Source organism: Microbacterium sp. NPDC080220 (assembly GCF_040686395.1).
Classification (GTDB): domain Bacteria; phylum Actinomycetota; class Actinomycetes; order Actinomycetales; family Microbacteriaceae; genus Microbacterium; species Microbacterium gawkjiense.
In genome coordinates this window covers 332,362-353,512 of sequence record NZ_JBFBOP010000002.1, presented here as the reverse complement: position 1 = coordinate 353,512, position 21,151 = coordinate 332,362, and the positions used below count along the sequence as shown (strand labels likewise).

The window sequence follows — 21,151 nt, the reverse complement described above, 5'->3', positions numbered from 1 at the left end:
CTTGCGGCGGCGTTGCCGAGTATGCATATACTCAGAAAACACATACCCGGTATGCAGCGAGGAGTCCCGATGTCGGTACGTTCGAGCCTGTTGGCGATCCTGGACCAGGGTCCCTGCTACGGCTACCAGCTGCGGGCGGAGTTCGACCGCCGCACCGGGTCGACCTGGCCCCTCAACGTGGGTCAGATCTACAACACCCTCGACCGCCTCGAGCGCGACGGCCTGGTCGAGAAGGGTGACGTCGACGAGCAGGGTCACGTGTACTGGCAGATCACGGATGCCGGATCCGCCGAGGTCCGCGCGTGGCTCGACGCTCCCGTGGAGCGCTCGCAGGGCACCCGTGACGAGCTGGCGATCAAGCTCGCCGTCGCCGCCACCCTGCCGGGGGTCGACCTGGCCGCCGTGATCCAGCGGCAGCGCTCCGCGTCGCTGCGGCAGCTGCAGGAACTGAACCGCGCCAAGTATGCGGGCGCGAACCCCGACGGTCCCGAGGAACTCGCGTGGTCGCTCGTGGTCGATTCGATGATCTTCTCCGCCGAGGCCGAGGTGCGATGGCTCGACCACACCGAGCAGCGGCTCGCGCGGCATCCTCATCACACGATGGGGTTGGAGCTGTCCACCGAGACCCCCAAGCGGGGGAGGCCTGCCAGATCCGAGGCGGGCAACGCCGAGGCGGTCGTGCGGTGAGCGCCGCCGTCCTGCAGCTGGTGGGGGTCACGCAGCAGTACGGCGAGGGCGAGACGAGCGTCTCGGCACTGTCGGGCGTCGATCTGACGGTCGACAAGGGGGAGCTCGTCGCGATCATGGGAGCGTCCGGTTCGGGCAAATCCACGCTCCTGTCGATCGCGGGCGGGTTGCAGAAGCCCACCAGCGGCGAAGTCGTCGTCGAGGGGACGTACCTCTCGACGGCGACACGTCGCGATCTCGCGCAGCTCCGGCGGCGCTCCCTGGGATTCGTCTTCCAGGACTTCAATCTCATCCCGACCCTCACGGCCGTCGAGAACGTGACGCTGCCGCTCGAGCTCGACGGCTTCCGAGCCCGGGTGGCGCGCCGTGCGGGTCGGGATGCGCTCGCCTCGGTCGGTCTCGAGGACAAGCTCGATTCCTATCCCGACGACCTGTCGGGAGGGCAGCAGCAGCGCGTCGCGATCGCCCGTGCGGTCGTCGGCGGCCGCCGGCTGATCCTCGCCGACGAGCCGACCGGTGCGCTCGACTCGATCACGGGGGAGGCGGTCATGAAGATGATCCGCAGCCGCGTCGACCAGGGGGCCGCCGGCATCCTCGTCACCCATGAACCACGGCACGCGGCGTGGGCGGACCGCATCGTGTTCCTGCGCGACGGCCGCATCGTCGACCAGTCGCAGCGTCGCGGCGCCGACGCGCTCCTGTCGGACGCGCGATGACCGCCGTGCAGGACCGGCCCCGAGCGGATGCCGGCACCCGCCGTCGCGTCGAGCGCCCGAAGCCTTCGCGCACGGCGCGGGTGCGCGTCGCCGTGCGCATCGCGCGGCGCCAGGTGCGCCGCGCGTGGGTGTCGTCGCTGCTCATCATGACGCTCATCGCGCTACCGATCGCGGGGATGGCGGGGGTCGCGGTATACGTCGCGAGCATGATCGCGACACCGGCGGAGCGCGTGGCGGTGCAACTCGGAGAGATGCAGGGCTGGGTGGAGCCGATCGGCGTCCCCGATGCGGGGTTCTGGCAGGCGCCGGACGAGCCGTACTCGTACGGGTACGGGACAGGGCCGGAGTGGACCTCCGAGGCAGAGGGGGAACCGTTATCGGACCCCACCTCCGCGCTGCCCGCGGGGACCGAGACGATAGAGGTGTCGCAGGGACGCGAGCGCGTCCAGACGAGCGCGGGGATCGCGGCGATCCGGGCCTGGGCGGGCGACATCGGGGATCCTCGGTTCACGGGTCGTTTCGACATGGTCTCGGGGAACGCGCCGAACGGCGACGGCGAGGTCATGGTGACCACCGCGACACTCGATCGTGTGGGGGCGCGGGTGGGCGGAGAGCTGCGCCTGGTCGACTCGGATGACGTCCTTCGGATCGTCGGCACCTTCGATGCCGCGGAGCTCGCCGATACCGAGAGCGCTGTCGCCTTCCCGGACGCGGACCGCTTCGAGGGGGCGACCTGGTACCTGCCCGAGACCTCCCTGTCGTGGACGGAGATCCGGACGTTGAACGAGCAGGGCATCGGGGTCTACTCGCGCGAGGTGGTCCTCGACCCACCGGCGTTCTCTTGGCCGGACGGTTCTCAGGTGTACACCGCGGCGACAGCGGAAGAGCAAGGACTGCTCGCCCTGGCAGCGGGCTTGGGCGCGGGTGGCCTCGCGGCCGCCTACATGGTGGTGATGCTCGCCGGAGCGGCCTTCGCGGTGAGTGCGCGGCGACAGCAGCGTGCGCTCGCTATCGCGGCCAGCGTGGGTGCCGACACGCGGGACGTGCGCAGAATCGTCCTCCTCCAGGGGACGGTGCTCGGTCTCGTCGCCGGCGGCGTGGGGCTCGCCGCCGGCGTCGGATTGGCGGCCGTCGTGATGCGGCTGACGGACAACGGCTCGGCGATGCAGTTCTGGGGCTTCCATGTGCCCTGGGTCATGCTCATCGGCATCCTGCTCTTCTCGACGCTCGTCGGGACGGCGTCCGCATTCGTGCCCGCCCGGTCCGTCGGGCGATCGGACACGATCAGCGCGCTTCGCGGAGCACGTCGTCCCCAGCGGGTGAACGCTGCGCGGCCGCTGTGGGGATCGCTGCTGATCCTCGTCGGCGTTGTCGTCACGATCCTCTGCGGCGTGGCGGCAGCGGCCGTCGCTGCGGACACGATGCTCCCCTGGGACTCGCCCTTCCGGTGGCTCCCCGTTGTGGGCATCATCGCGGGGCCCGTCCTGGCGCAGGTGGGCATCCTCATCTCCGGTCGGTGGCTGCTCTGGCTGGCTTCACGGCTGCTGTCTCGGTTCGGCATAGCGGCGCGGATGGCGTCGCGAGATGCGGTCGCGAACGGCGCTCGGACGGTGCCGGCGTTCGCGGCCATCGGTGCCACGGTGTTCGTCGGCGTGTTCGCGGTCGGGGTCGGGATGATGTCGGCCGGGACGCAGGTGCGGACGTGGGACTACTCCGCGCCGATCGGGACCGTGACCGCTGACGTGTCGAGCATGGACGGGGACCAGCTCGATCCGACCGTACGGCTCGCCGTGTTCGAGGACGTCCGCGACGCCTTCGAGCAGGCGGGGGCGACGGCGACCGCGCTCGTGCAGCGCCAATTTCAGCTGTACTGGAGCGGCGAGGAGGACATCCCCGGCGACGCTGTGCGGGCGACCGTCATGGTTCCCCAGCGGAACCTGCTCAGCGGGGACGACACCGATCAGGGATGGTCGGGAGTCTTCGGCGATCCGACCAACAACATCGCCGTGATGGACGCGTCGGACGTTCCGACCGTGATGGGGGTCGAACTGAGCGCCGCCGACAAGAGGGCGTTCGAGCAGGGCGCTGCGCTGATCACCGACAGCGACCTGATCACCGATGGACGCATCGACGTCGCCGCGTGGACCGAGCGGGAATGGGCGACGGGCAAGGCGCCGGACAACATCTTCGCTCCGGCGAACGATGCCGCGTTCGCCGAGCCGCAGTGGCGGACGACCCTCCCCGCGATCGCGCTCGACGCGCCGGATCAGCCGTTGAGCGTTGTGCTGCATCCGTCTGCCGCTGGGGAGCTCGGCCTGAACCTGGAGCCGACGGCCCTGTTCGCGGCGATGCCCGAGGACTCCCCGTATCGGAACTGGGATCGGGCGTACGCGCTGGGGGACAGCCTGACGACCGACGACCACTCGGTCTACATCTCCGTGGAGACCGGCCCGCCGAGCCCCGCCGCCTGGCTCGTCCCGCTGCTCGCAGCCGTCGCGGTCCTCGTGCTCGGCGCGAGCGCCGTCGCGCTCGGGCTCGCGCGGTTCGAGCGTCGGCCCGACGACGCGACCCTCGCCGCCGTGGGCGGCACGCCGGGACTCCGTCGTCGCATCGGCCTGTGGCAGGGGCTCGTGATCGCCGGGTTCGGCACGTTCGCGGGGGCCGCCGCCGGCATCCTCCCACCGATCGGGTTCTGGCTGCAGTCGCAGACGTCCTGGGAGCCGATGGACCTCGCCGACATCCCGTGGTGGCTGCTCGGGGCGCTCGCCGTCGCGCTGCCGCTGGGGATCGCGGCCGTCAACTGGCTCGTGCCGCCGCGCGAACCCGAGCTCACGCGACGCAACGTCATCGCGTGAGCCGGGTCGGCGTCACAGTCGCGCGGATGCCTCGGTCAGCACGCTGCGAAGGATCCCCTCGATCTCGTCGAACTCCGTCGGCCCCATCGTGAGGGGCGGCGCGAGCTGGATCACGGGGTCGCCGCGGTCGTCGGCGCGGCAGTAGAGGCCGGCGTCGAACAGCGCCTTCGAGAGGAATCCGCGCAGCAGTCGCTCGGACTCGGCGTCGTCGAAGGTCTCCTTCGTCGCCTTGTCCTTCACGAGCTCGATGCCGAAGAAATAGCCGTCGCCGCGGACGTCGCCGACGATCGGCAGGTCGAGCAAGCGCTCGAGCGACGTGCGGAACGCCGGTGAGTTGTCCCGCACGTTCTGCAGCAGCCCCTCCTCTTCGAAGATGTCGAGGTTCTCGAGCGCGACCGCCGTCGACACCGGGTGCCCGCCGAAGGTGTACCCGTGCGGGAACGAGGCCGTCCCGTGCGCGAACGGCTCGTGGATCCGGTCGCTGATGATCGTGCCGCCCAGCGGCGAGTACCCGCTCGTGACCGCCTTCGCGAAGGTGATCATGTCGGGCTGGTAGCCGTAGCGGTCGGCGCCGAACCACTCGCCGAGGCGGCCGAACGCGCAGATGACCTCGTCCGAGACGAGCAGCACGTCGTGCCGGTCGCAGATCTCGCGGACGCGCGCGAAGTAGCCGGGCGGCGGCGGGAAGCATCCACCCGAGTTCTGCACCGGTTCGAGGAAGACCGCCGCGACAGTGTCGGCTCCCTCGAACAGGATCGCCTCCTCGATGCGGTCGGCCGCCCAGGTCCCGTACTCCTCGGGGGTCGTGCCGGTGAAGCCCTGCTCAGCCGCGCGGTACCAGTTCGTGTTCGGCACGCGGAAGCCGCCCGGTGTCACCGGCTCGAACATCGACTTCATGCCCGGCAGACCCGTGATCGCGAGAGCGCCCTGCGGGGTGCCGTGGTAGGCGACGAAACGCGAGATCACCTTATGCTTCGTGGGCTTGCCCTGCAGCCGCCAGTACTGCTTGGCCAGCTTGAACGCCGTCTCGACCGCTTCGCCGCCGCCGGTCGAGAAGAAGACGCGGTGGAGGTCGCCGGGAGCGAGGTGCGCGAGTCGGTCCGCGAGCTCGATCGCGGACGGATGAGCGTACGACCAGATCGGGAAGAACGCGAGCTCCTCGGCCTGCCGGGCGGCCGCCTGCGCGAGGCGGGTGCGGCCGTGGCCGGCGGCGACGACGAACAGCCCCGAGAGCCCGTCGATGTACTTCTTGCCGCTCGCATCCCAGATGTGGTGGCCGTCGCCCTTCACGATGATGGGGACGCCCGATCCCTCGGTCATCGACGATTGCCGCGCGAAGTGCAGCCACAGATGGTCGCGGGCCATCGCCTGCAGGTCGGTCTCGGATGGTGCCATGGGTTCCTCCGGTGCGTCGATGTGGGTGGTGGGCGGATGCCGGGTGTCAGCGCATCGTGTCAGCGCATGGTGTCCAGGATCCCGACGAGGTCCTCGAACGTCGTGCGGGGGTTGAGGATCGCGAAGCGGGCGTTCGTGCGGCCGGCGTGGCTGGAGGGCGTGACGAAGGCGTGCTGGTCGTCGAGCAGGCGGTTCGACCAGGCCGTGTAGTCTTCCTTGCTCCAGCCGCGGCGCTCGAAGACGACGACGCTCAGCTGCGGACGACGCACGAGTTCGAGCTCCTCGCGGGACTCGATCTCGGCGGCGATGCGCTCGGCGAGCGAGATCGAGCACGTGATCGCCTCGCGGTAGACCTCGGCGCCGTAGGTGGCGAGCGAGAACCACAGCGGCAGTCCGCGGGCCCGTCGCGTGAGGTGCGCGGCGAAGTCCGAGGGGCTCCAATCGCTCGTCTCGGTGAGGGTGTCGAGGTACTCCGCGTGCTGCGTGTGCGCGCGGCGGCCGAGCTCGGGGTCGCGGTACAGCAGCGCACACGCGTCGAACGGGGCGAACAGCCACTTGTGCGGGTCGACGATGAGCGAGTCGGCGTGCTCGATGCCGGCAAAGTAGTGCCGGGCCTCGGGTGAGAGTGCAGCCGCGAGGCCGTAGGCGCCGTCGACGTGCAGCCACACCCCGTGCTCGCGCGTGACCTCGGCGACCGAGGCGACGTCGTCGACGATCCCGAAGTTCGTCGAGCCCGCGGTCGCCACGACGGCGAAGACGCTGTCGCCGTGCTCCTCGAGCGCGGCGCGCACCGCGTCGCCGTGCAGCACACCCCCGGCATCCGGAGCCACGGGCACGACCTCGACGTCCATCACACGGGCCGCCGACGCGATCGACGAGTGCGCCTCGGCCGAGCAGACGACGCGCCAGCGGTCCGGACGGATTCCGCGGTCCCGCGCGGTCTCGCGTGCGGCCACGAGCGCCGACAGGTTGCCGAGGGTGCCGCCCTGCACGAAGACGCCGCCGGCCGTCGCGGGCAGTCCGAACTCGCCGGCGAGCCACCGGAGCACCTCGTTCTCGGCGTGGACGGCGCCCGCGCCCTCGAGCCAGGAGCCGCCGTAGAGCGCGCTCGCCGAGACGACGAGGTCGAACGCAGCAGCCGCCTTCGACGGCGCGCTCGGGATGAACGACAGGTACCGCGGGTCGTCGGTCGTGATGCACGCGGGAGCGAGCACGTGCTCGAAGACGCCGAGCGCCTTGCGCGCCCCGATGCCCTGCTCGGTGATCGTCACGCCGGCCAGGCGGGCGAGCTCGGCGGGCGGCAACGGCTTGTCGAGCGGGTTGTCGTCCGTCAGCAGCCGCTGCCGCGAGTAGTCGAGGACGAGGTCGACGATCTGACGGGTCTCGTCGGTCACGTCGTGCATACGGGCGGGCTGGGTCATCGGTTCTCCGAGGTCGTGCGGGGGAGCGCGGGTGTGCGCGGCGGTCGGGTCCGGCGGGTGCCCAGACGTTCGAAGGCTACGCCCAGGCGCAGCAGCGCGGTGTCGTCGTAGGCGCGGCCCGCGATCGTGAGGCCCACCGGCATCCGGGTGTCGCTCATCGTGCCCATCGGCACGGTCACGGTCGGGATGCCGAGATGCCGGATCGCGAGGTTGCCGTTGGCGATCCAGATGCCGTTGCGCCAGCCGAGGTCGGCCGAGGCGGGATTCACGTCCATGTCGGCGGGACCCACGTCGGCGACGGCGGGGAAGACGACGGCGTCGAGGCCGGCGGCATCCATCCACTCTTCGAGATCGGTGCGGCGGAGGCGTTCGAGGGCACGCAGACCCTCCTCGAGCTCGGGCATGTCGCCCAGCCCGGCGCCCGGATGCGCGCGCACCCAGTCGGGGTATTCGGCGATGTCGTCGTCGAAGCCGGTGTAGCGGTCGGGGAGCGCACCCGGCGGGTGGGGGAAGATCGCGGCGCCGTCGACGTCGGCGAGGGTCGAGAGCGCGGGGTCGCCGTTGGCGGCGAGGAAGTCGTCCCACGCCCACGCCGACAGGTCGACGATCTCGCGCTGCAGATACCCCTCGGGGACGCGGTCGCGGATGGTCGAGGCACCCGCGCGGTCGCCCTCGTACTCGCTCACGACGGGGAAGTCGACCTCGACGACGGTCGCGCCCGCGGCCTCGAGGTCGGCGCGGGCCGCGCGCCACAGCGCGAGGATCGACGGGCGGGTCTCGATCCGCTGACCCGTCGGACCGCCGATGCCGGTGCCCGTCCCGGCATCCGGGTCCTCACCGATGTACATGCGGGGGATGCCGAGACGCACCCCGGCGAGCGAGGCGCCCTCCGCGAGCGCGGGATAGGACGCGGGCCGCACCTGCGACGCCGCGGGGAGGGTCACCCACGGCTGCGCGCGCCAGAAATCGCCGCGGGTCTCGGTGTCGTCGGCGACGATGACGTCGAGCACCTCGAGCAGGTCGGCCATGGTGCGGGTGTGCGGGACGACGACGTCCATCGTCGGGACGAGCGGCCAGTTGCCGCGCACCGAGATGACACCGCGCGAGGGCGTGTAGGCGCAGAGCGCGTTGTTCGACGCGGGGCCGCGACCCGACGACCAGGTCTCTTCGCCGAGGCCGAACGCGGCGAAGCTCGCGGCGGTCGCCGTGCCCGACCCGTTCGACGAGCCGGACGCGAACGGCGCGGTCAGCCACTCGGCGTTGTACGGACTCTCGGCGCGGCCGTACACGCCGCGCTGCATGCCGCCGTTCGCCATCGGCGGCATGTTCGTGAGGCCGAGGCAGATCGCGCCGCCCGCACGCAGGCGCTCGATCGTGAACGCGTCGCGCTGCGCGACGAGGTCCGCGAAGGCGGGCGATCCGGCAGCGGCGGTCAGCCCGCGCACGAGGTAGCTGTCCTTCGCCGTGTAGGGGATGCCGTCGAGGGGTCCGAGGGTCTCGCCGCGGGCGCGACGCGCATCGGATGCCGCGGCCTCGGCCCGCGCGTCGGGGTTGCGGACCACGACGGCGTTCAACGCCGTCTCGGTGTCGGGCCCGTCATACGCGTCGATGCGCGCGAGGTAGGCGTCGACGAGCTCGACCGCCGTGGCTTCTCCGGACTCGAGGGCGGCGCGCAGGTCGGCGATCGGCGCCTCGACGACGTCGATCATGCCGTCACCGCCGGCTGCTGCTGCGTGATGCAGTGGATGCCGCCGCCCCGGGCGAACAGGGGGCGTGCGTCGACCGTGACGACCTCGCGGCCCGGGTACGCCTCGGCCAGGATCGCGCGGGCCTGCGCGTCGGCCTTCTCCTCGCCGAAGCCGCACGCGATCACGCCGCCGTTCACCACGAGGTGGTTCACGTAGCTCCAGTCGACCGGGCCGTGGGCGTCGGTCAGGGTCTCGGGGGCGGGGAGCGACACGATCTCGAAGCGGCGACCGGCGGCATCCGTCTGGCCCTCGAGCTCGGTGCGCAGCTGCGCGGTCACCGCGTGATCGGGGTGCGCCGGGTCTCGCTGATCGTGGAGCAGGATGCGGCCGGGCGAGGGGATCGTCGCCACGATGTCGACGTGCCCGTTCGTGCCGAAGTCGTCGTAGTCGCGGGTCAGGCCGCGGCTCAGCCACACGGCGCGCGTCGCGCCGAGCGTGCGGGCCATCTCGGCCTCGACGCGCGCCCGGTCGGCGAACGGGTTGCGGCGGGGATCGAGCTGCACGGTCTCGGTGAGCAGCACCGTGCCCTCGCCGTCGACGTGGATGCCGCCGCCCTCGTTCACGAGGACGGACGAGACGAGCTCGGCCCCTACCTCGGCGGCGATCAGGCGCGCGTGCGCCGCGGAATCCTGCCACTGCGCCCAGTCGGGCGCGCCCCAGCCGTTGAAGATCCAGTCGACCGCGCCGAGGACGCCGGGGCGCTCGTCGTCGACGACGAAGGTGGGGCCGTGGTCCCGCATCCAATACTCGTCGACGGGGGCCTCGAGCAGCGTCACCTCGCCGGGGAGCATGCGGCGTGCGCGCGCCGTCTCGGTCGGATCGACGACCATCGTGAGCGGCTCGAACCGCGCGACGGCGGCCGCGACGGCGGCCCAGGTGGCGTACCCCTCTTCGCGTTCGGCGTCGGTGTCGCCGAGGGTGAGGCCCTCGCGGGGGAAGGCCATCCACGTGCGCTCGTGCGGGGCGGTCTCGCTCGGCATCCGCCAGGCCATGGCGTCTCCCTGGGGTGTCGGGTAGCTTATTGATCGTTTGATCAACAAGGGGAGGGTATCGAGTCCATGACGCAGACGTCAACCGTCCGCCGGCGGCGCAAGACCCCCGCCGAACGCCGCGATGAGATCGCGGCCGCGGCGCGCGGGATCGCGCTCGCCGACGGTCTCGATGCCGTCACGCTGCGCGCCGTCGCCGCGCGCGTCGGCGTCGCGCCCGGCCTCGTCGCCCACCACGCGGACGGCATGGACGCGCTCGTCGCCGAGGCGTTCGGCGCCGTCGTCGCGGACGAGCTGCGCGCCGTCGTGGGCGCGATGAGGGTGACGGATGCCGCGACGGCGCGGCTCGGCATCCTGCTCGACACCGTCCTCGGCGACGAGCCGAGCGCCGTCACGCTCGTCTGGGTCCAGGGCTGGGCGCTCGGCGCCCGCAACGAGGCGCTCGCCGCACGTGTGCGCGCCGAGATGGACGCGTGGCAGCGGGCGCTCGCCGCCGAGATCGTGCGCGGAACCGGGCGGGGCGAGTTCGCGGAGGTCGATGCGGATGCCGTCGCCTGGCACCTGCTCGCGATGATCGACGGCCTCGGAGCTCACGGCCTCGTCCGCTGGCGCGACGATCCGTCTCGCACCGACCTCACCCGCCGCGCGCTCGCCGCGCTGCTCGGCGTCGCGCCCGGCGCGCTGCACCGCTGACTCGCCGCCGAGACGTCGCAGATGGTCGCCCCGCCGCACCCGCCGGCGACCATCTGCGACGCCTCGAGCCGACGGGAACGGCGGTCATCCGCCGTGAACGGATGCCGGTGGCGTCGGCTCGAGGTCGGCGTCAGCTGTCGGGGCGCGAGATGTCGAGGGTGACGAAGTTCGTGCCGGGGACGAGGCGGACCTCGAACGTCGCGCCGTCGAGCGTGCCGAGCGGGAGGTCGAAGCGCTGCTCGAGGGCGTCCCGGCTCAGGCGGCGCAGCTCGGCCGCCTCGCCGGCGGGGGCAAGGAACTCCATGTCCCCACTGCTGGTCTGCCCGTAGGCATCCGGGTTGTCCTGCCCGATGGCGTCCTCGTACAGCTCCTCGACGATCTGACCGGGGATCTTCTTCGGCGTGCCGAGCACCTCCTTGCCCACCTCGCCGGGGGTCTCGCGCACCGCCTTGCCGATCGAGGTCCCGAGGTCGTTCGCGACGCTGTAGTCCGGCGCGGCGTGGCGTCCGGTGCGGCCGAGCTGTTCCAAACCGCGGGTGACGTCCGTGAGCATGTCGTACTTCTTGGCATGGCTGGTAACGGGGGAATCGCGCCGGTGCTTCCCCGCGTCCGCGGCGTTGCGCCGGTCCGTGCCGCGGATGCGGGCGGCGTCGGCGCGGTGCTTGCCGCCGCGCTTGCGGAACGCGCTCCCGAACCCTTTCTTGAACTCGCGGCCGGCGCCGTCGACGGCGTCGACGATCTCGCGCATGAGGCTCTTCATCGTCATGTCAGTCTCCCGAGATCTGCAGGTTGGCCAGGTCCGCGAGCAGCCGATCGGTGCGGTCCTCGATGTCGACGGCCTGCGCGTCCATCTCGTCGGCGGCCGCCTCGAGCGCCTCGATGTCGGCCTCGAACTCGTCCACGTCTCCGACGGCGCCCTCCACGACGGGCGCGTCCATGAGGGCCATGACGATCACCGGGACCTGCTCGACGAGCGGCTCGACGGCGAGGGGCAGCACCTCGTTGATGACCTGCTCGATCGTCGCCTCCATCGCCATGGCGAGCAGCTTCTTGCGCGCGAGCAGCAGCACCGCTGCGCCGCCGGCGCCGAAGGGACCCGCGGCGAGCAGGGGGACGAGCTGCACGAGCGTGAGGGTCACCTCGGCGATGACCTTGATCTTCATCGCGAGGACGATGCCGCCCGCGATGTCGATGCCCGTCGCGGCGGGGCCGAGCACGTCGAGCAGCTTCTGCATGTTGTCGGAACGGTTGCGGTTCCACCCCTCGACCTGCGCCGTGCCCGCGTTGCCCTGCAGCGCCGTGGCCAGGTCGCCGTTCACGCGGCTGTCGACGGCCTGGATGATCGACTCCATGTCGTCGCGGTAGCCGCGCACGAGGTCGGCCGCCTTGTGGACCTCGTCCTCGTCGATGTCGGGCCATTCCAGCCCCATCTTGTCCATGATCCAGATCAGCTCATTCGGCAACATCATCCCCACGGGTACCACCTCCGCCGTCGACAGTAGTGAGCACTCACCCCGACGGCGATGGGGAGAAGGCCCCATTCCGCCGCCGCTCGCGAGACGTCCCAGATGGTCGCCCCTCCGCCCGCCACGCGACCATCTGCGACGCCTCGACCCGACGGGAACGGCGGTCATCGGGTGGCGATGGATGCCGGTGGCGTCGGCTCGGCGACGATCAGATCTCGCGCAGGGTGTGGTGGGAGGGCACGTGGTTGTCGCGGTAGTACGCGACGAAGAGGTCGGCGGCCTCGTCGAGGCTGAAGACCTCGTGCGGGTGCACCTTCGTGCTGTGTCGTCCCTCGTCCCAGCGGATCGTCTCGGTCGGCTCCGACTCGCTGCCGCCGGTCGGCTTGCCGACGGTGCACTGGTGGGCGGTGCCTGCCTCGTCGACCACGCGCACCTCGACGGTCACCCCCTCGGCATCCCCGGCGCACTGGATGTACTCGTCGGAGAACGGAATCTCCGCCAACAGGTCGGCCCCGTCCGGTGAACGCCAGAGGCTGTACGCCCACAGCTTCGCGCCATCCATCCGCCGGACGGAGAACCGGATCTGGTCCTCGTACGGACGGGCCACGTCCACCAGGGGAGAGCGCGCGAACCCGTTGAGCTGCACGATGTGCGTCGGCGTCATCACAGAACTCCCAGCCGGTCGAGCTGCGGGTCGGGGTCAGGCACCGCCGAGCTCACGCAGGGTGGACTCGGCGGGCACGCGATCGTCGCGGTAGTAGGCGATGAACAGGTCTGCTGCCTCGTCGAGGGTGAAGACCTCCTTCGTGAAGACCCGCGTGCTGTGCCGGCCGCTGTCCCATCGAATCGTCTCCGTCGGCTCCGACGGGAGTCCCGTGGCGGGTGTGCCGACGGTGCACTGGTGCGCCGCGCCGAACGTGTCTACGGAGCGGACTTCGACCGTCACGCCCGCCGCGTCGCCCGCGCACTGGATGTAGTTCTCCGCCGGAGGCAAGCTCGCCCGGAGGTTCGCACCTTCGGGCGCCCGCCAGAGGCTGAGTGCCCAAAAGGAGGTGCCGTCCATCTGCGTCAGGGTGAACCGGATCTGCTCCTCGAAAGGCCGCAGATTGTCGATCAGGGGGAACCTGCTCGAACCGTGCTCCTGGAAGATGTGCGTCGGCGTGCTCAAGGTACCTCCTGCAGGATCACATGAACGGCCCATTGTGCCCCGGGAGAGGAACGAGGTAAACCTCCCACTGTCGTCGGCGCCTCACCGACCGGCGATGAGGTCGGCGATGCGGGCGACGGGCGAGGTGCCGCCGCCGCGGTCCTCGTGCGCGTCGGCGAACCGGTAGGCGCCGTAGATCCCGCGGACGGCCAGCCAGCGCAGCGGCTCGGGCTCCCACCGGCGTGCACGGTGCCCGACCCAGGGCAGCGACACGAGGTCGGACTGCTCGCCGAGCACGAGGTCGGCGAGCGTGCGACCGGCGAGATTCGTGGTCGCGACACCGGTCCCGACGTAGCCGCCCGCCCACCCCAGGCCGCTCGCACGGTCGAAACCCACGGTCGCCGCCCAGTCGCGCGGCACACCGAGCACGCCCGACCAGGCGTCCTCGACGGGGACCCCGGATGCCGCCGGGAAGAACCGTCGCAGCAGTTCCGTCAATGCGGTCACGGTCGACGCCGGTGTCGCCCCGTCCGTGTCGATCCGCGACCCGAACCGGTACGGGACGCCGCGGCCGCCGAACGCGATCCGGCCGTCGGCGGTGCGCTGCGCGTACATGTAGACGTGCGCGGCGTCGCCGAGGGTCGCGGCATCCGTCCACCCGATCTGCTCCCACGCCTCCTCCGGCAGTGGGGCCGTGACGATCATCGACGAGTTCATCGGCAGCCACGTGCGGCGCTCGCCCCGCAGGTCGGTCGTGAACCCCTCGGTCGCGCGGATGACGGCCGACGCCCGCACCGTGCCGCGGTCGGTCACGGCTCGACCGGGCAGGATCTCGGCGACGGCTGTGTCCTCGAAGATCGACACGCCGCGGCGCTCGACCGCGGTGGCCAGCCCGGTCAGCAGCTTCACGGGATGGATGCGGGCGCAGTGCGGATGCCACACCGCGCCGAGCGTGCCCGCTACCCGCACGTGCTCGGCGGTCCGCGCGGCATCCCACCGTTCCACGTCGGTGCCCGGCCAGGCCGACTCGGACGCGAACATCGCCTCGAGGCGCGCGAGCTGCGCGGGGCTGCGGGCGATCGTCAGCTCCCCGCCCGCGCGGACGTCGGCGTCGATGCCCTCGGCCGTCGCGACCCGGATCACCTCGTCGACGGTGTCGTTCATGGCGCGCTGCTGGCGGATGCCGCCGTCGCGTCCGTACCGCTCGCGCCCGCCCGTCACCGAGTTCGTCAGCCACCCGCCGTTGCGCCCCGATGCCCCGAACCCGGCGAAGCGACGCTCGATCACCGCGATGCGCAGGTCGGGACGGCGCTCGGTGAGGTAATACGCGGTCCACAGCCCCGTGTAGCCCGCGCCGACGATCGCGACGTCGACGTCGAGGTCCCCGGGCAGCGGTGCGCGCGCCGGCTCGGCGCCGTGGTCACGCCACCAGTGCGAGACGGTGGTCACGCGAGGCTCGCCATGACGTGCTTGAGGCGCGTGTAGTCCTCGAAGCCGTAGACCGAGAGATCCTTGCCGTAGCCGGAGTGCTTGAACCCGCCGTGAGGCATGTCCGACACGAACGGGATGTGCGCATTGATCCAGACGCAGCCGAAGTCGAGGTCGCGGCTGAACCGCAGCGCCCGCGCGTGGTCGGTGGTCCAGACGGATGCGGCGAGGGCGTAGGGCACCCCGTTGGCGAGCGCGAGCGCCTCGGCCTCGGTCTCGAACGCCTGCACTGTCAGGACCGGGCCGAACACCTCCTGCTGCACGATCTCGTCGTCCTGCCGCACCCCGGTGACGATCGTCGCGGGGAAGAAGAACCCCGTGTCGCCCTGCCGGGAGCCGCCCGTCGCGACGCGCGCGTGCGGGGGCAGCCGCTTGATGAACCCCTCGACGCGGGCGAGCTGGTCCCCGTTGTTGAGCGGTCCGAAGAACGCGTCGGGGTCGTCGGGGGTGCCCGTGCGGGCGTGCGCCGCCGCGTGGGCGACGAGCCGGTCGACGAGCTCGTCGTGACGCGAGGCGTGCACGAGCACGCGGGTCGCCGCGGTGCAGTCCTGGCCGGCGTTGAAGAACGCGGCCTCGACGATCCCCGGGACCGCCGCGTCGAGTTCGGCGTCGGCGAAGACGAGCGCGGGCGCCTTGCCGCCGAGCTCGAGATGCACGCGCTTCAGCTGACGGGCAGCGCTCTCGGCGACCTGCATGCCCGCGCGGACCGAGCCGGTGATGGCCACCAGCTGCGGCGTCGGGTGGTCGACGAGCGCCGCGCCGGTAGCCCGGTCGCCGAGGACGACGTTGAGCACGCCGGGCGGCAGGATGCCCGCGGCGAGTTCGGCGAGCCGGACGGTGGTCTGCGGCGTGGTCTCGCTCGGCTTGAGCACGACGGTGTTGCCGGCGGCGATCGCGGGGGCGATCTTCCAGATCGCCATGTTCAGCGGATAGTTCCACGGCGTCACCTGGGCGACGACACCGATCGGCTCGCGCCGCACGTACGAGGTGAACCCCTCGGCGTACTCGGCCGCCGCCCGTCCGTCGAGGTCGCGGGCCGCACCGGCGAAGAACCGCAGCTGATCGACGGACTGATCGATCTCGTCCGCGACGAGGGTCGCGCGCGGCTTGCCGGTGTCCTGCGACTCGAGGTCGGCGAACTCCTCCGCGTGCTCCTCGAGGGCGTCGGCGAGACGGAACAGGGCGAGCTGGCGCTTCGCGGGGGTCGTCCCGCGCCAGCCGGAGAATGCAGTGGATGCCGCGGCGAACGCGGCATCCACGTCCTCCGACGTCGAGACGCCCATGTGCCCGTAGACCTCGCCGGTGACCGGGCTCACGAGGTCGAGCACCTCGCCCGACGGCGCGCGGCGCTCGCCGCCGATGATGTTCGCGGGGGACGAGGGCGTGGTACTCACGGGGTCTCCTTCGGTGCGGAGCCGCGTCGGGACGCGGCGGCGGTCATCCGGACGGATCGTCCGGAGCGGTTAGGCTGTGCCCACCTGTGCTCCCTGGACCCGAACGGCGAGTATCGATGCCTGACACCGACGACGATCGGATGCCGGAGCGGACCGAACGTCCGGACGGCGCCGTCAGCCTGCCCCGGGTGCGGGAGGTGCTCGCCCTGGGTGCGGTGCAGTCCGGTCGGCCCGAGGTGCTCGTCGGCGGTCCGGCGCTGGATGCCTTCGTGCGGTGGGTGCACGTCTCCGACAGCCCGGGCGTCGCCCGGCTGCTCAACGGCGGGGAGCTCTTGCTGTCGACCGGGTCGGCGTGGCCCGACGACCCCGAGCGATTGGCCGAGTTCGTCGTCGAGCTCGCTCGTGCGGGGCTTTCGTGTCTCGTCCTCGAGCTCGGGACCCACCACGCCGCGGTGCCACCCGCAGTCGTCTCGGCCGCCCGCGCGAACGGTCTCGCGCTGGTAGCCCTGCACGACGAGGTGAAGTTCGTCGGGATCACCGAGGCGGTGCACCGCCGGATCATCGACGATCAGTCGGCCGCGCTGCGGGTCCGCGAGGAGGTGCGGTCGCGGTTCACGGCGCTCGCCCTGCGGGGTGCCCCGGCCGACGACATCGTCGCGCAGGTCGGTCACGTGCTGTCCGCCCCCGTCGTCCTCGAGACGCTCGCACACGACGTCGTCGTCGCGGCGGTCCCCGCTGCGATCGAGGAGGAGACCCTCACCCGGTGGGAGGTGCGCTCCCGGCTCGCGCACCGCGGCGCGGGGGAACCGGACTGGCTCATCGTGCCCGTCGAGGCGCGGGGAATCTGCTGGGGTCACCTCATCGCGCTGCCCGGCCCGCCGCATCCGGCCGGCCGGCTCAACGTCGTCGAGCAGGGGGCGCTGGCCCTCTCGTTCGGGCGCCTGACGCACGGCGGAGCCGAGGAGTGGGGTCGCATCGGCCGCAGCCAGCTGCTCGACCGGCTCATCCGCGGCCGCTTCGGCGCCCGCGGCCCGGTCACCGCGCGCGTCGAGGCTGCGGGGCTCCCCGTCGACGGCGCGCAGCTGCGCGGGGTGGTCGCCACGGGCGTCCTGCCCGATCCGCAGGTCGCCGACGACGCGGCGCGCCGTCTGGGCGGTCGCGCGCTCGCCGGCTCTCCCGCCGGCAGCGGCGTCGCGATGCTCCTGTCGCTGCCGACGCGCGACCCGTTCGACGACGACACCGCCCGCGCGTTCGCGGTCGCCCTCGGAGGCGATCCCGATCGCACGGTCCTGTCCATCGGCTCGGCCGCGACGGGACTGGATGCCGGGCTCGCCTCGCTGCAGGAGGCGATCGACCTCGCCCGCGGCGCGACGGCGCCGCGCACCGGCGGTCCGCACCTGCGGCGCGCGGAGGACCGGCCGCTCGCCCGGCTCATCACGGCCCTGCGCGACGACCATCGCGTCATCGAGCACGGCGAACGCATGCTCGCGCCGCTCATCGACTACGACCTCGCCCGGTCGGGCGACCTCCTCGATGTGCTCGAGGCGATGCTCGCCCATCCCGGCAACCGCACCGCCGCAGCATCCGCGTCGCACCTGTCGCGCTCTGTGTTCTACCAGCGGATCGCGCTCATCCAGGAACTGCTGCGCGCCGACCTCGACGACGGCGAGGTGCAGACCGCGCTGCACCTCGCGCTGCTCGTGCGTCGCGCGACGGTCGGCTGAGTCCACGTCAGGCGCCGTCCGTCACGTAGACCTTACGCAGGGTCTCGGTGACCGTCCACTCCGTCGCCGTCCCGGCCGAGAGGCGGCCGACCGCGCCGGGGAAGAGGACGAGCTCGCCGCCGGCCCACCGCACAGTGGCCCGGCCGGAGAGCACGATGAACACCTCGTCGACCTCGACGTCGGTCGAGGTGCCGGGGGTGTGCTCCCACACCCCGACCGACTCCGTCAGCTCGACCCACCCGGTCTCGGGCGCGCCGGCGACGACCTGCTCGGCGGGGAGGGGGGAGAGGGGGATGTCGAGGGCCGCGGCATCCTGTACCGTCTGCGGCTCGAGGGCACTCACGAGTCGAACCCGAGACCGAGGGCGTCCAGAGTCCGCAGGAGCGCGTTGCGCCGGCCGCGGCGATGATCGGCCCGATCCAGCGACCACCGCGTCGCCTCGATCCCGATCGCGGCCGCCGGTTCGGGCGGGAAGGGCAGCGGGCGCTTTCGCACCATCTTGAGCGCGGTCCGCTCGGTCTCGAGACCGCCGAGCAGGTCGAGCATGACGTCGGCCGCGAAGCGCGTCGATCCGACCCCGAGGCCCGTGAACCCGGCGGCGTAGGCGACGCGCCCGCGCCGGGCGGTGCCGAAGAACGCCGTGAACTGGGTCGAGGTGTCGATCGCCCCCGCCCAACGGTGCGAGAACCGCAGCCCCTCGAGCTGCGGGAACGTCGTGAAGAAGTGGCTGGCGAGCCGGCGCCAGGACTCGGGTCGGTCCTCGTAGCGCGGGTCGACGCGGCGCCCGTAATGGTAGACGGCGTCGTAGCCGCCGAAGAGGATGCGGCCGTCCCGGGTCGGGCGGTAGTAGTGGAACTGGTTGGCCATGTCGCCGATGCCCTGGCGGTTGCGCCAGCCGATCGCCTCCCACTGCGCCTCGCTGAGCGGCTCGGTCATGAGGACGTAGTCGTAGACCGGCACAGTCATGAGCCGGTTGCGGCGCAGCAGCGAGGGGAACACGTTCGTCGCGAGCGCGGCGTGCGCGGCATCCACCCGCCCCTCCTCGGTGACGACCGACACCCCGCCGGCGGACGGTGTCTCGATCGCGCGGACGCGGGTGCGTTCGGCGATGACGACGCCGCGCTCCTCGCAGGCGCGGGCGAGCTCCGCCGCCATCAGTCCGGGGTGGACGAGCGCCGTCGTGTCCTTCTCCCACACGGCGCCGAGGTAGGTGGGCGAGTCGACCTCCCGTCGCGTCGCCGCCTCGTCGAGCAGGGTGACGTGCGGGTCCTCGCGCGCCCAGTCCTCGAGCCACGCCAGCTGGTGCTCCTCGACGGCGGGGGCGAGCTGGCCCGTCCGCTCGAACTGGAAACCGATGCCGTAGTCGCCCTCTGCGGCCGCGATGGCGGCCAGGTTCTCGCGGCCGAGACGGTCGAGCGTCGGCATCTCGTCGGGCCAGCGCGCCTGTCCGTTCTCGGGCCCGTGCGTCAGACTCGCCTCGCAGAACCCGCCGTTGCGTCCCGACGCCGCCCAGCCGACCCGGTTCGCCTCGAGGACCACGACGCGGAGCCCCGGGTCGCGGGTGACGGCGAGGAGCGCCGTCCACAGCCCGGTGTATCCCGCGCCGACGACCACGAGGTCGGCGCGATGGGTGCCGCGCAGCGGCGGACGGCCCGGGCGCAGGGTGCGGGGCACGTCCTCGGTCCAGAACACGGCGTGCCGACTGTCGTCGAGGCTGTGGTCGATGACGGATGCCGCCGGTGGCCGCCGCTCGAAGACCGTCGCGTGGGCGCTCACGCGTCCTCCGACGCGTAGACGCGGATGCCGTCGACGAAGGTCTGCAGCACGCGCGTCGCGCCGATCCGGTCGGCGGGGCCGGCGAACGGATCGCGGTCGAGGACGGCGAGGTCGGCGGCCTTGCCGACCTCGATCGTGCCCGTCGTCTCCTCGAGGTGGTTCACCCAGGCGGAGCCGGCCGTGTAGGCGGTGAGGGATGTCGCGAGGTCGATGGCCTGCTCGGGCAGGAACGCCTCGTATTCGCCCTCCTCGTGTCCCGGCGCGGCCATGCGGTTGACGGCGGTGTGGATCGCTGCGAGCGGGTCGGGCGTCGAGACCGACCAGTCGCTGCCCGCCGCGAGCACGGCACCGGCGCGGAGGAGGTCGCCGAAGGGGTACTGCCACGCGATGCGCGGCTCGCCGAGGAAGGGCAGCGTCAGGTCGATCATCTGGGGCTCGTACGTCGCCCAGAGGGACTGCATGTTGGCGGCGACGCCGAGCTCCCGGAACCGTGCGACGTCGTCGGGGTGGATCACCTGCAGGTGCGCGATGTGGTGCCGGCTGTCGGTGCGACCGTTGCGGGCGATCGCGTGCTCGACGGCGTCGAGGCACTGCCGCACGGCGCGGTCGCCGATCGCGTGGAAGTGCACCTGGAAGCCGAGGGCGTCCAGCTGCGGGACGGCCTTGTTCAGGATCTCGGGGTCGACGAACGAGATGCCCGAATTGTCGGTGGGGTGGCCGTGACCGTCGTGGTAGGGCGCGAGCATCGAGGCGGTGAAGTTCTCCGCGACGCCGTCCTGCATGATCTTGATGCTCGTGGCCTGGAAACGGCCGTGGCTGAAGCGGTCGCGACGCTCGAGGAGCGACGGGATCTGCTCGAGTCCCGCCGTCCGGTCCCACCACAGCGCGCCGACGACCTTGCCGGTGAGCGAGCCGTCCTGTGCCGCCTCGCGGTACGTCTCGCCCTGGTCGACGAGGTCGCTGTAGGTGCCCACGATCGCGTCCTGCCACGCGGTGATCCCGAACGAGTGCAGGTAGCGCTGGCCGGCCAGCAGCGCCTCGCGCAGGAACGCGGGGGAGGGGTCGTCGATCAGCCGGTTCACGAGCGACATCGCGCCCTCGTGGAGCGTGCCCGTCGGGTGGCCGTCGGCATCCCGTTCGATCCGTCCGTCGTCCGGGTCGGGGGTGTCGCGGTCGATGCCGGCGAGGCGCAGCGCAGCGGAGTTCACCCATGCCCCGTGCCCGTCGCGGTTGGGGAGGAAGGCGGGCCGGTCCGGCAGGACGCGGTCGAGCACCGTGGCGGTGGGGGTCCCGCCGGGGAACGCCGACATCGCCCAGCCGCCGCCGAGGATCCACTCCTCGTCCGGGTGGGATGCCGCATACTCCGCGATCGTGGCGAGGTAGTCCGCCTCGGTGGTGCCCTCGCCGAGGTCGCAGCGGAGCAGCTCGAGTCCGCCGGAGACGGGGTGGACGTGCGCGTCCTGGAAGCCGGGCACGAGCAGCCGTCCGGCGAGGTCGACGACCTCGGTGCCCGGTCCGATCAGCTCCGACACGTCGTGCCCGACAGCCACGATGCGCCCTCCCGCGACGGCGACGGCCGAGGCGCGCGAGCGGACGGTGTCGGCGGTGAAGACCGGTCCGCCGGTGAAGACGAGATCAGCGGATGCCACGGC

The 21,151-nt window shown here is 72.0% G+C and carries 18 protein-coding genes; 5 read left to right on the top strand and 13 right to left on the bottom strand.

What is annotated here, in order from left to right; translation table 11 throughout:
• Positions 1-69: 69 nt before the first annotated feature.
• The 3 genes from AB0P29_RS05240 to AB0P29_RS05230 are packed head-to-tail and all read left to right on the top strand — an operon-like array spanning position 70 to position 4,258.
• Positions 70-687, top strand: coding sequence for a PadR family transcriptional regulator (locus tag AB0P29_RS05240; protein ID WP_253035664.1), 618 nt, complete (start codon positions 70-72; stop codon positions 685-687).
• Complete coding sequence (locus AB0P29_RS05235) at positions 684-1,403, top strand: ABC transporter ATP-binding protein (RefSeq protein WP_253035663.1); 720 nt, start codon at positions 684-686, stop codon at positions 1,401-1,403. The genes AB0P29_RS05240 and AB0P29_RS05235 overlap by 4 nt, the downstream gene beginning before the upstream one ends.
• Positions 1,400-4,258 (top strand): FtsX-like permease family protein, encoded by a 2,859-nt coding sequence (locus AB0P29_RS05230; RefSeq protein WP_253035662.1) that lies wholly within the window; start codon positions 1,400-1,402, stop codon positions 4,256-4,258. Before AB0P29_RS05235 ends, AB0P29_RS05230 begins: the two co-directional genes overlap by 4 nt.
• Positions 4,259-4,270: 12 nt before the next feature.
• On the opposite strand, the gene AB0P29_RS05225 is transcribed toward AB0P29_RS05230, so the two are convergent.
• Genes AB0P29_RS05225 through AB0P29_RS05210 form a run of 4 tightly spaced genes read right to left on the bottom strand, consistent with a single transcriptional unit; the run spans position 4,271 to position 9,814 of the window.
• Complete coding sequence (locus tag AB0P29_RS05225) at positions 4,271-5,653, bottom strand: aspartate aminotransferase family protein (RefSeq protein WP_253035661.1); 1,383 nt, start codon at positions 5,651-5,653, stop codon at positions 4,271-4,273.
• A gap of 59 nt (positions 5,654-5,712) precedes the next feature.
• The gene (locus AB0P29_RS05220; protein WP_363378962.1) at positions 5,713-7,074 is read right to left on the bottom strand and encodes an aminotransferase class V-fold PLP-dependent enzyme; all 1,362 of its coding nucleotides are present in this window, start codon (positions 7,072-7,074) and stop codon (positions 5,713-5,715) included.
• Entirely contained in the window at positions 7,071-8,783 is a 1,713-nt protein-coding gene (locus AB0P29_RS05215) for an amidase (RefSeq protein WP_253035659.1), read from the bottom strand. The genes AB0P29_RS05220 and AB0P29_RS05215 overlap by 4 nt, the downstream gene beginning before the upstream one ends.
• Positions 8,780-9,814 (bottom strand): agmatine deiminase family protein, encoded by a 1,035-nt coding sequence (locus tag AB0P29_RS05210; protein ID WP_253035658.1) that lies wholly within the window; start codon positions 9,812-9,814, stop codon positions 8,780-8,782. The genes AB0P29_RS05215 and AB0P29_RS05210 overlap by 4 nt, the downstream gene beginning before the upstream one ends.
• A gap of 66 nt (positions 9,815-9,880) precedes the next feature.
• Here AB0P29_RS05210 and AB0P29_RS05205 point away from each other — a divergent pair, with 66 nt between their 5' ends.
• Positions 9,881-10,504: a TetR family transcriptional regulator C-terminal domain-containing protein gene (locus tag AB0P29_RS05205; RefSeq protein WP_253035657.1), complete on the top strand. Its 624-nt coding sequence runs from the start codon at positions 9,881-9,883 to the stop codon at positions 10,502-10,504.
• Between the two features lie 130 nt (positions 10,505-10,634).
• On the opposite strand, the gene AB0P29_RS05200 is transcribed toward AB0P29_RS05205, so the two are convergent.
• The 6 genes from AB0P29_RS05200 to AB0P29_RS05175 form a co-directional block, all read right to left on the bottom strand.
• On the bottom strand, positions 10,635-11,270 hold the full coding sequence (locus AB0P29_RS05200; protein ID WP_253035656.1) for a hypothetical protein: 636 nt from the start codon (positions 11,268-11,270) through the stop codon (positions 10,635-10,637).
• Position 11,271: 1 nt separating this feature from the next.
• Entirely contained in the window at positions 11,272-11,973 is a 702-nt protein-coding gene (locus AB0P29_RS05195) for a hypothetical protein (protein WP_253035655.1), read from the bottom strand.
• 205 nt (positions 11,974-12,178) lie between these two features.
• Positions 12,179-12,634: a hypothetical protein gene (locus tag AB0P29_RS05190; RefSeq protein ID WP_253035654.1), complete on the bottom strand. Its 456-nt coding sequence runs from the start codon at positions 12,632-12,634 to the stop codon at positions 12,179-12,181.
• A gap of 36 nt (positions 12,635-12,670) precedes the next feature.
• Complete coding sequence (locus tag AB0P29_RS05185; protein ID WP_253035653.1) at positions 12,671-13,138, bottom strand: hypothetical protein; 468 nt, start codon at positions 13,136-13,138, stop codon at positions 12,671-12,673.
• Between the two features lie 81 nt (positions 13,139-13,219).
• The gene (locus tag AB0P29_RS05180) at positions 13,220-14,566 is read right to left on the bottom strand and encodes an FAD-dependent oxidoreductase (protein ID WP_363378961.1); all 1,347 of its coding nucleotides are present in this window, start codon (positions 14,564-14,566) and stop codon (positions 13,220-13,222) included.
• Positions 14,563-15,999 carry an aminobutyraldehyde dehydrogenase gene (locus tag AB0P29_RS05175; protein WP_363378960.1) on the bottom strand — a complete coding sequence of 479 codons (1,437 nt, stop codon included), beginning with the start codon at positions 15,997-15,999 and terminating at the stop codon, positions 14,563-14,565. The genes AB0P29_RS05180 and AB0P29_RS05175 overlap by 4 nt, the downstream gene beginning before the upstream one ends.
• Before the next feature lie 116 nt (positions 16,000-16,115).
• Here AB0P29_RS05175 and AB0P29_RS05170 point away from each other — a divergent pair, with 116 nt between their 5' ends.
• Complete coding sequence (locus AB0P29_RS05170) at positions 16,116-17,723, top strand: PucR family transcriptional regulator (RefSeq protein ID WP_363378959.1); 1,608 nt, start codon at positions 16,116-16,118, stop codon at positions 17,721-17,723.
• Between the two features lie 7 nt (positions 17,724-17,730).
• On the opposite strand, the gene AB0P29_RS05165 is transcribed toward AB0P29_RS05170, so the two are convergent.
• Genes AB0P29_RS05165 through AB0P29_RS05155 form a run of 3 tightly spaced genes read right to left on the bottom strand, consistent with a single transcriptional unit; the run spans position 17,731 to position 21,148 of the window.
• A complete protein-coding gene (locus AB0P29_RS05165; RefSeq protein WP_253035739.1) occupies positions 17,731-18,066 on the bottom strand; it encodes a cupin domain-containing protein in 336 nt (111 codons plus the stop codon).
• A complete protein-coding gene (locus AB0P29_RS05160) occupies positions 18,063-19,499 on the bottom strand; it encodes an FAD-dependent oxidoreductase (RefSeq protein ID WP_363378958.1) in 1,437 nt (478 codons plus the stop codon). Before AB0P29_RS05160 ends, AB0P29_RS05165 begins: the two co-directional genes overlap by 4 nt.
• Entirely contained in the window at positions 19,496-21,148 is a 1,653-nt protein-coding gene (locus AB0P29_RS05155) for an amidohydrolase family protein (protein WP_363378957.1), read from the bottom strand. Before AB0P29_RS05155 ends, AB0P29_RS05160 begins: the two co-directional genes overlap by 4 nt.
• Positions 21,149-21,151: the final 3 nt, after the last annotated feature.

Coding starts and splice junctions, on each gene's coding strand:
- AB0P29_RS05240 (WP_253035664.1), top strand. CDS start 70: ATGTCGGTACGTTCGAGCCTGTTGGCGATCCTGGACCAGGGTCCCTGC.
- AB0P29_RS05230 (WP_253035662.1), top strand. CDS start 1,400: ATGACCGCCGTGCAGGACCGGCCCCGAGCGGATGCCGGCACCCGCCGT.
- AB0P29_RS05225 (WP_253035661.1), bottom strand. CDS start 5,653: ATGGCACCATCCGAGACCGACCTGCAGGCGATGGCCCGCGACCATCTG.
- AB0P29_RS05220 (WP_363378962.1), bottom strand. CDS start 7,074: ATGACCCAGCCCGCCCGTATGCACGACGTGACCGACGAGACCCGTCAG.
- AB0P29_RS05215 (WP_253035659.1), bottom strand. CDS start 8,783: ATGATCGACGTCGTCGAGGCGCCGATCGCCGACCTGCGCGCCGCCCTC.
- AB0P29_RS05210 (WP_253035658.1), bottom strand. CDS start 9,814: ATGGCCTGGCGGATGCCGAGCGAGACCGCCCCGCACGAGCGCACGTGG.
- AB0P29_RS05205 (WP_253035657.1), top strand. CDS start 9,881: ATGACGCAGACGTCAACCGTCCGCCGGCGGCGCAAGACCCCCGCCGAA.
- AB0P29_RS05200 (WP_253035656.1), bottom strand. CDS start 11,270: ATGACGATGAAGAGCCTCATGCGCGAGATCGTCGACGCCGTCGACGGC.
- AB0P29_RS05195 (WP_253035655.1), bottom strand. CDS start 11,973: ATGATGTTGCCGAATGAGCTGATCTGGATCATGGACAAGATGGGGCTG.
- AB0P29_RS05190 (WP_253035654.1), bottom strand. CDS start 12,634: ATGACGCCGACGCACATCGTGCAGCTCAACGGGTTCGCGCGCTCTCCC.
- AB0P29_RS05170 (WP_363378959.1), top strand. CDS start 16,116: ATGCCTGACACCGACGACGATCGGATGCCGGAGCGGACCGAACGTCCG.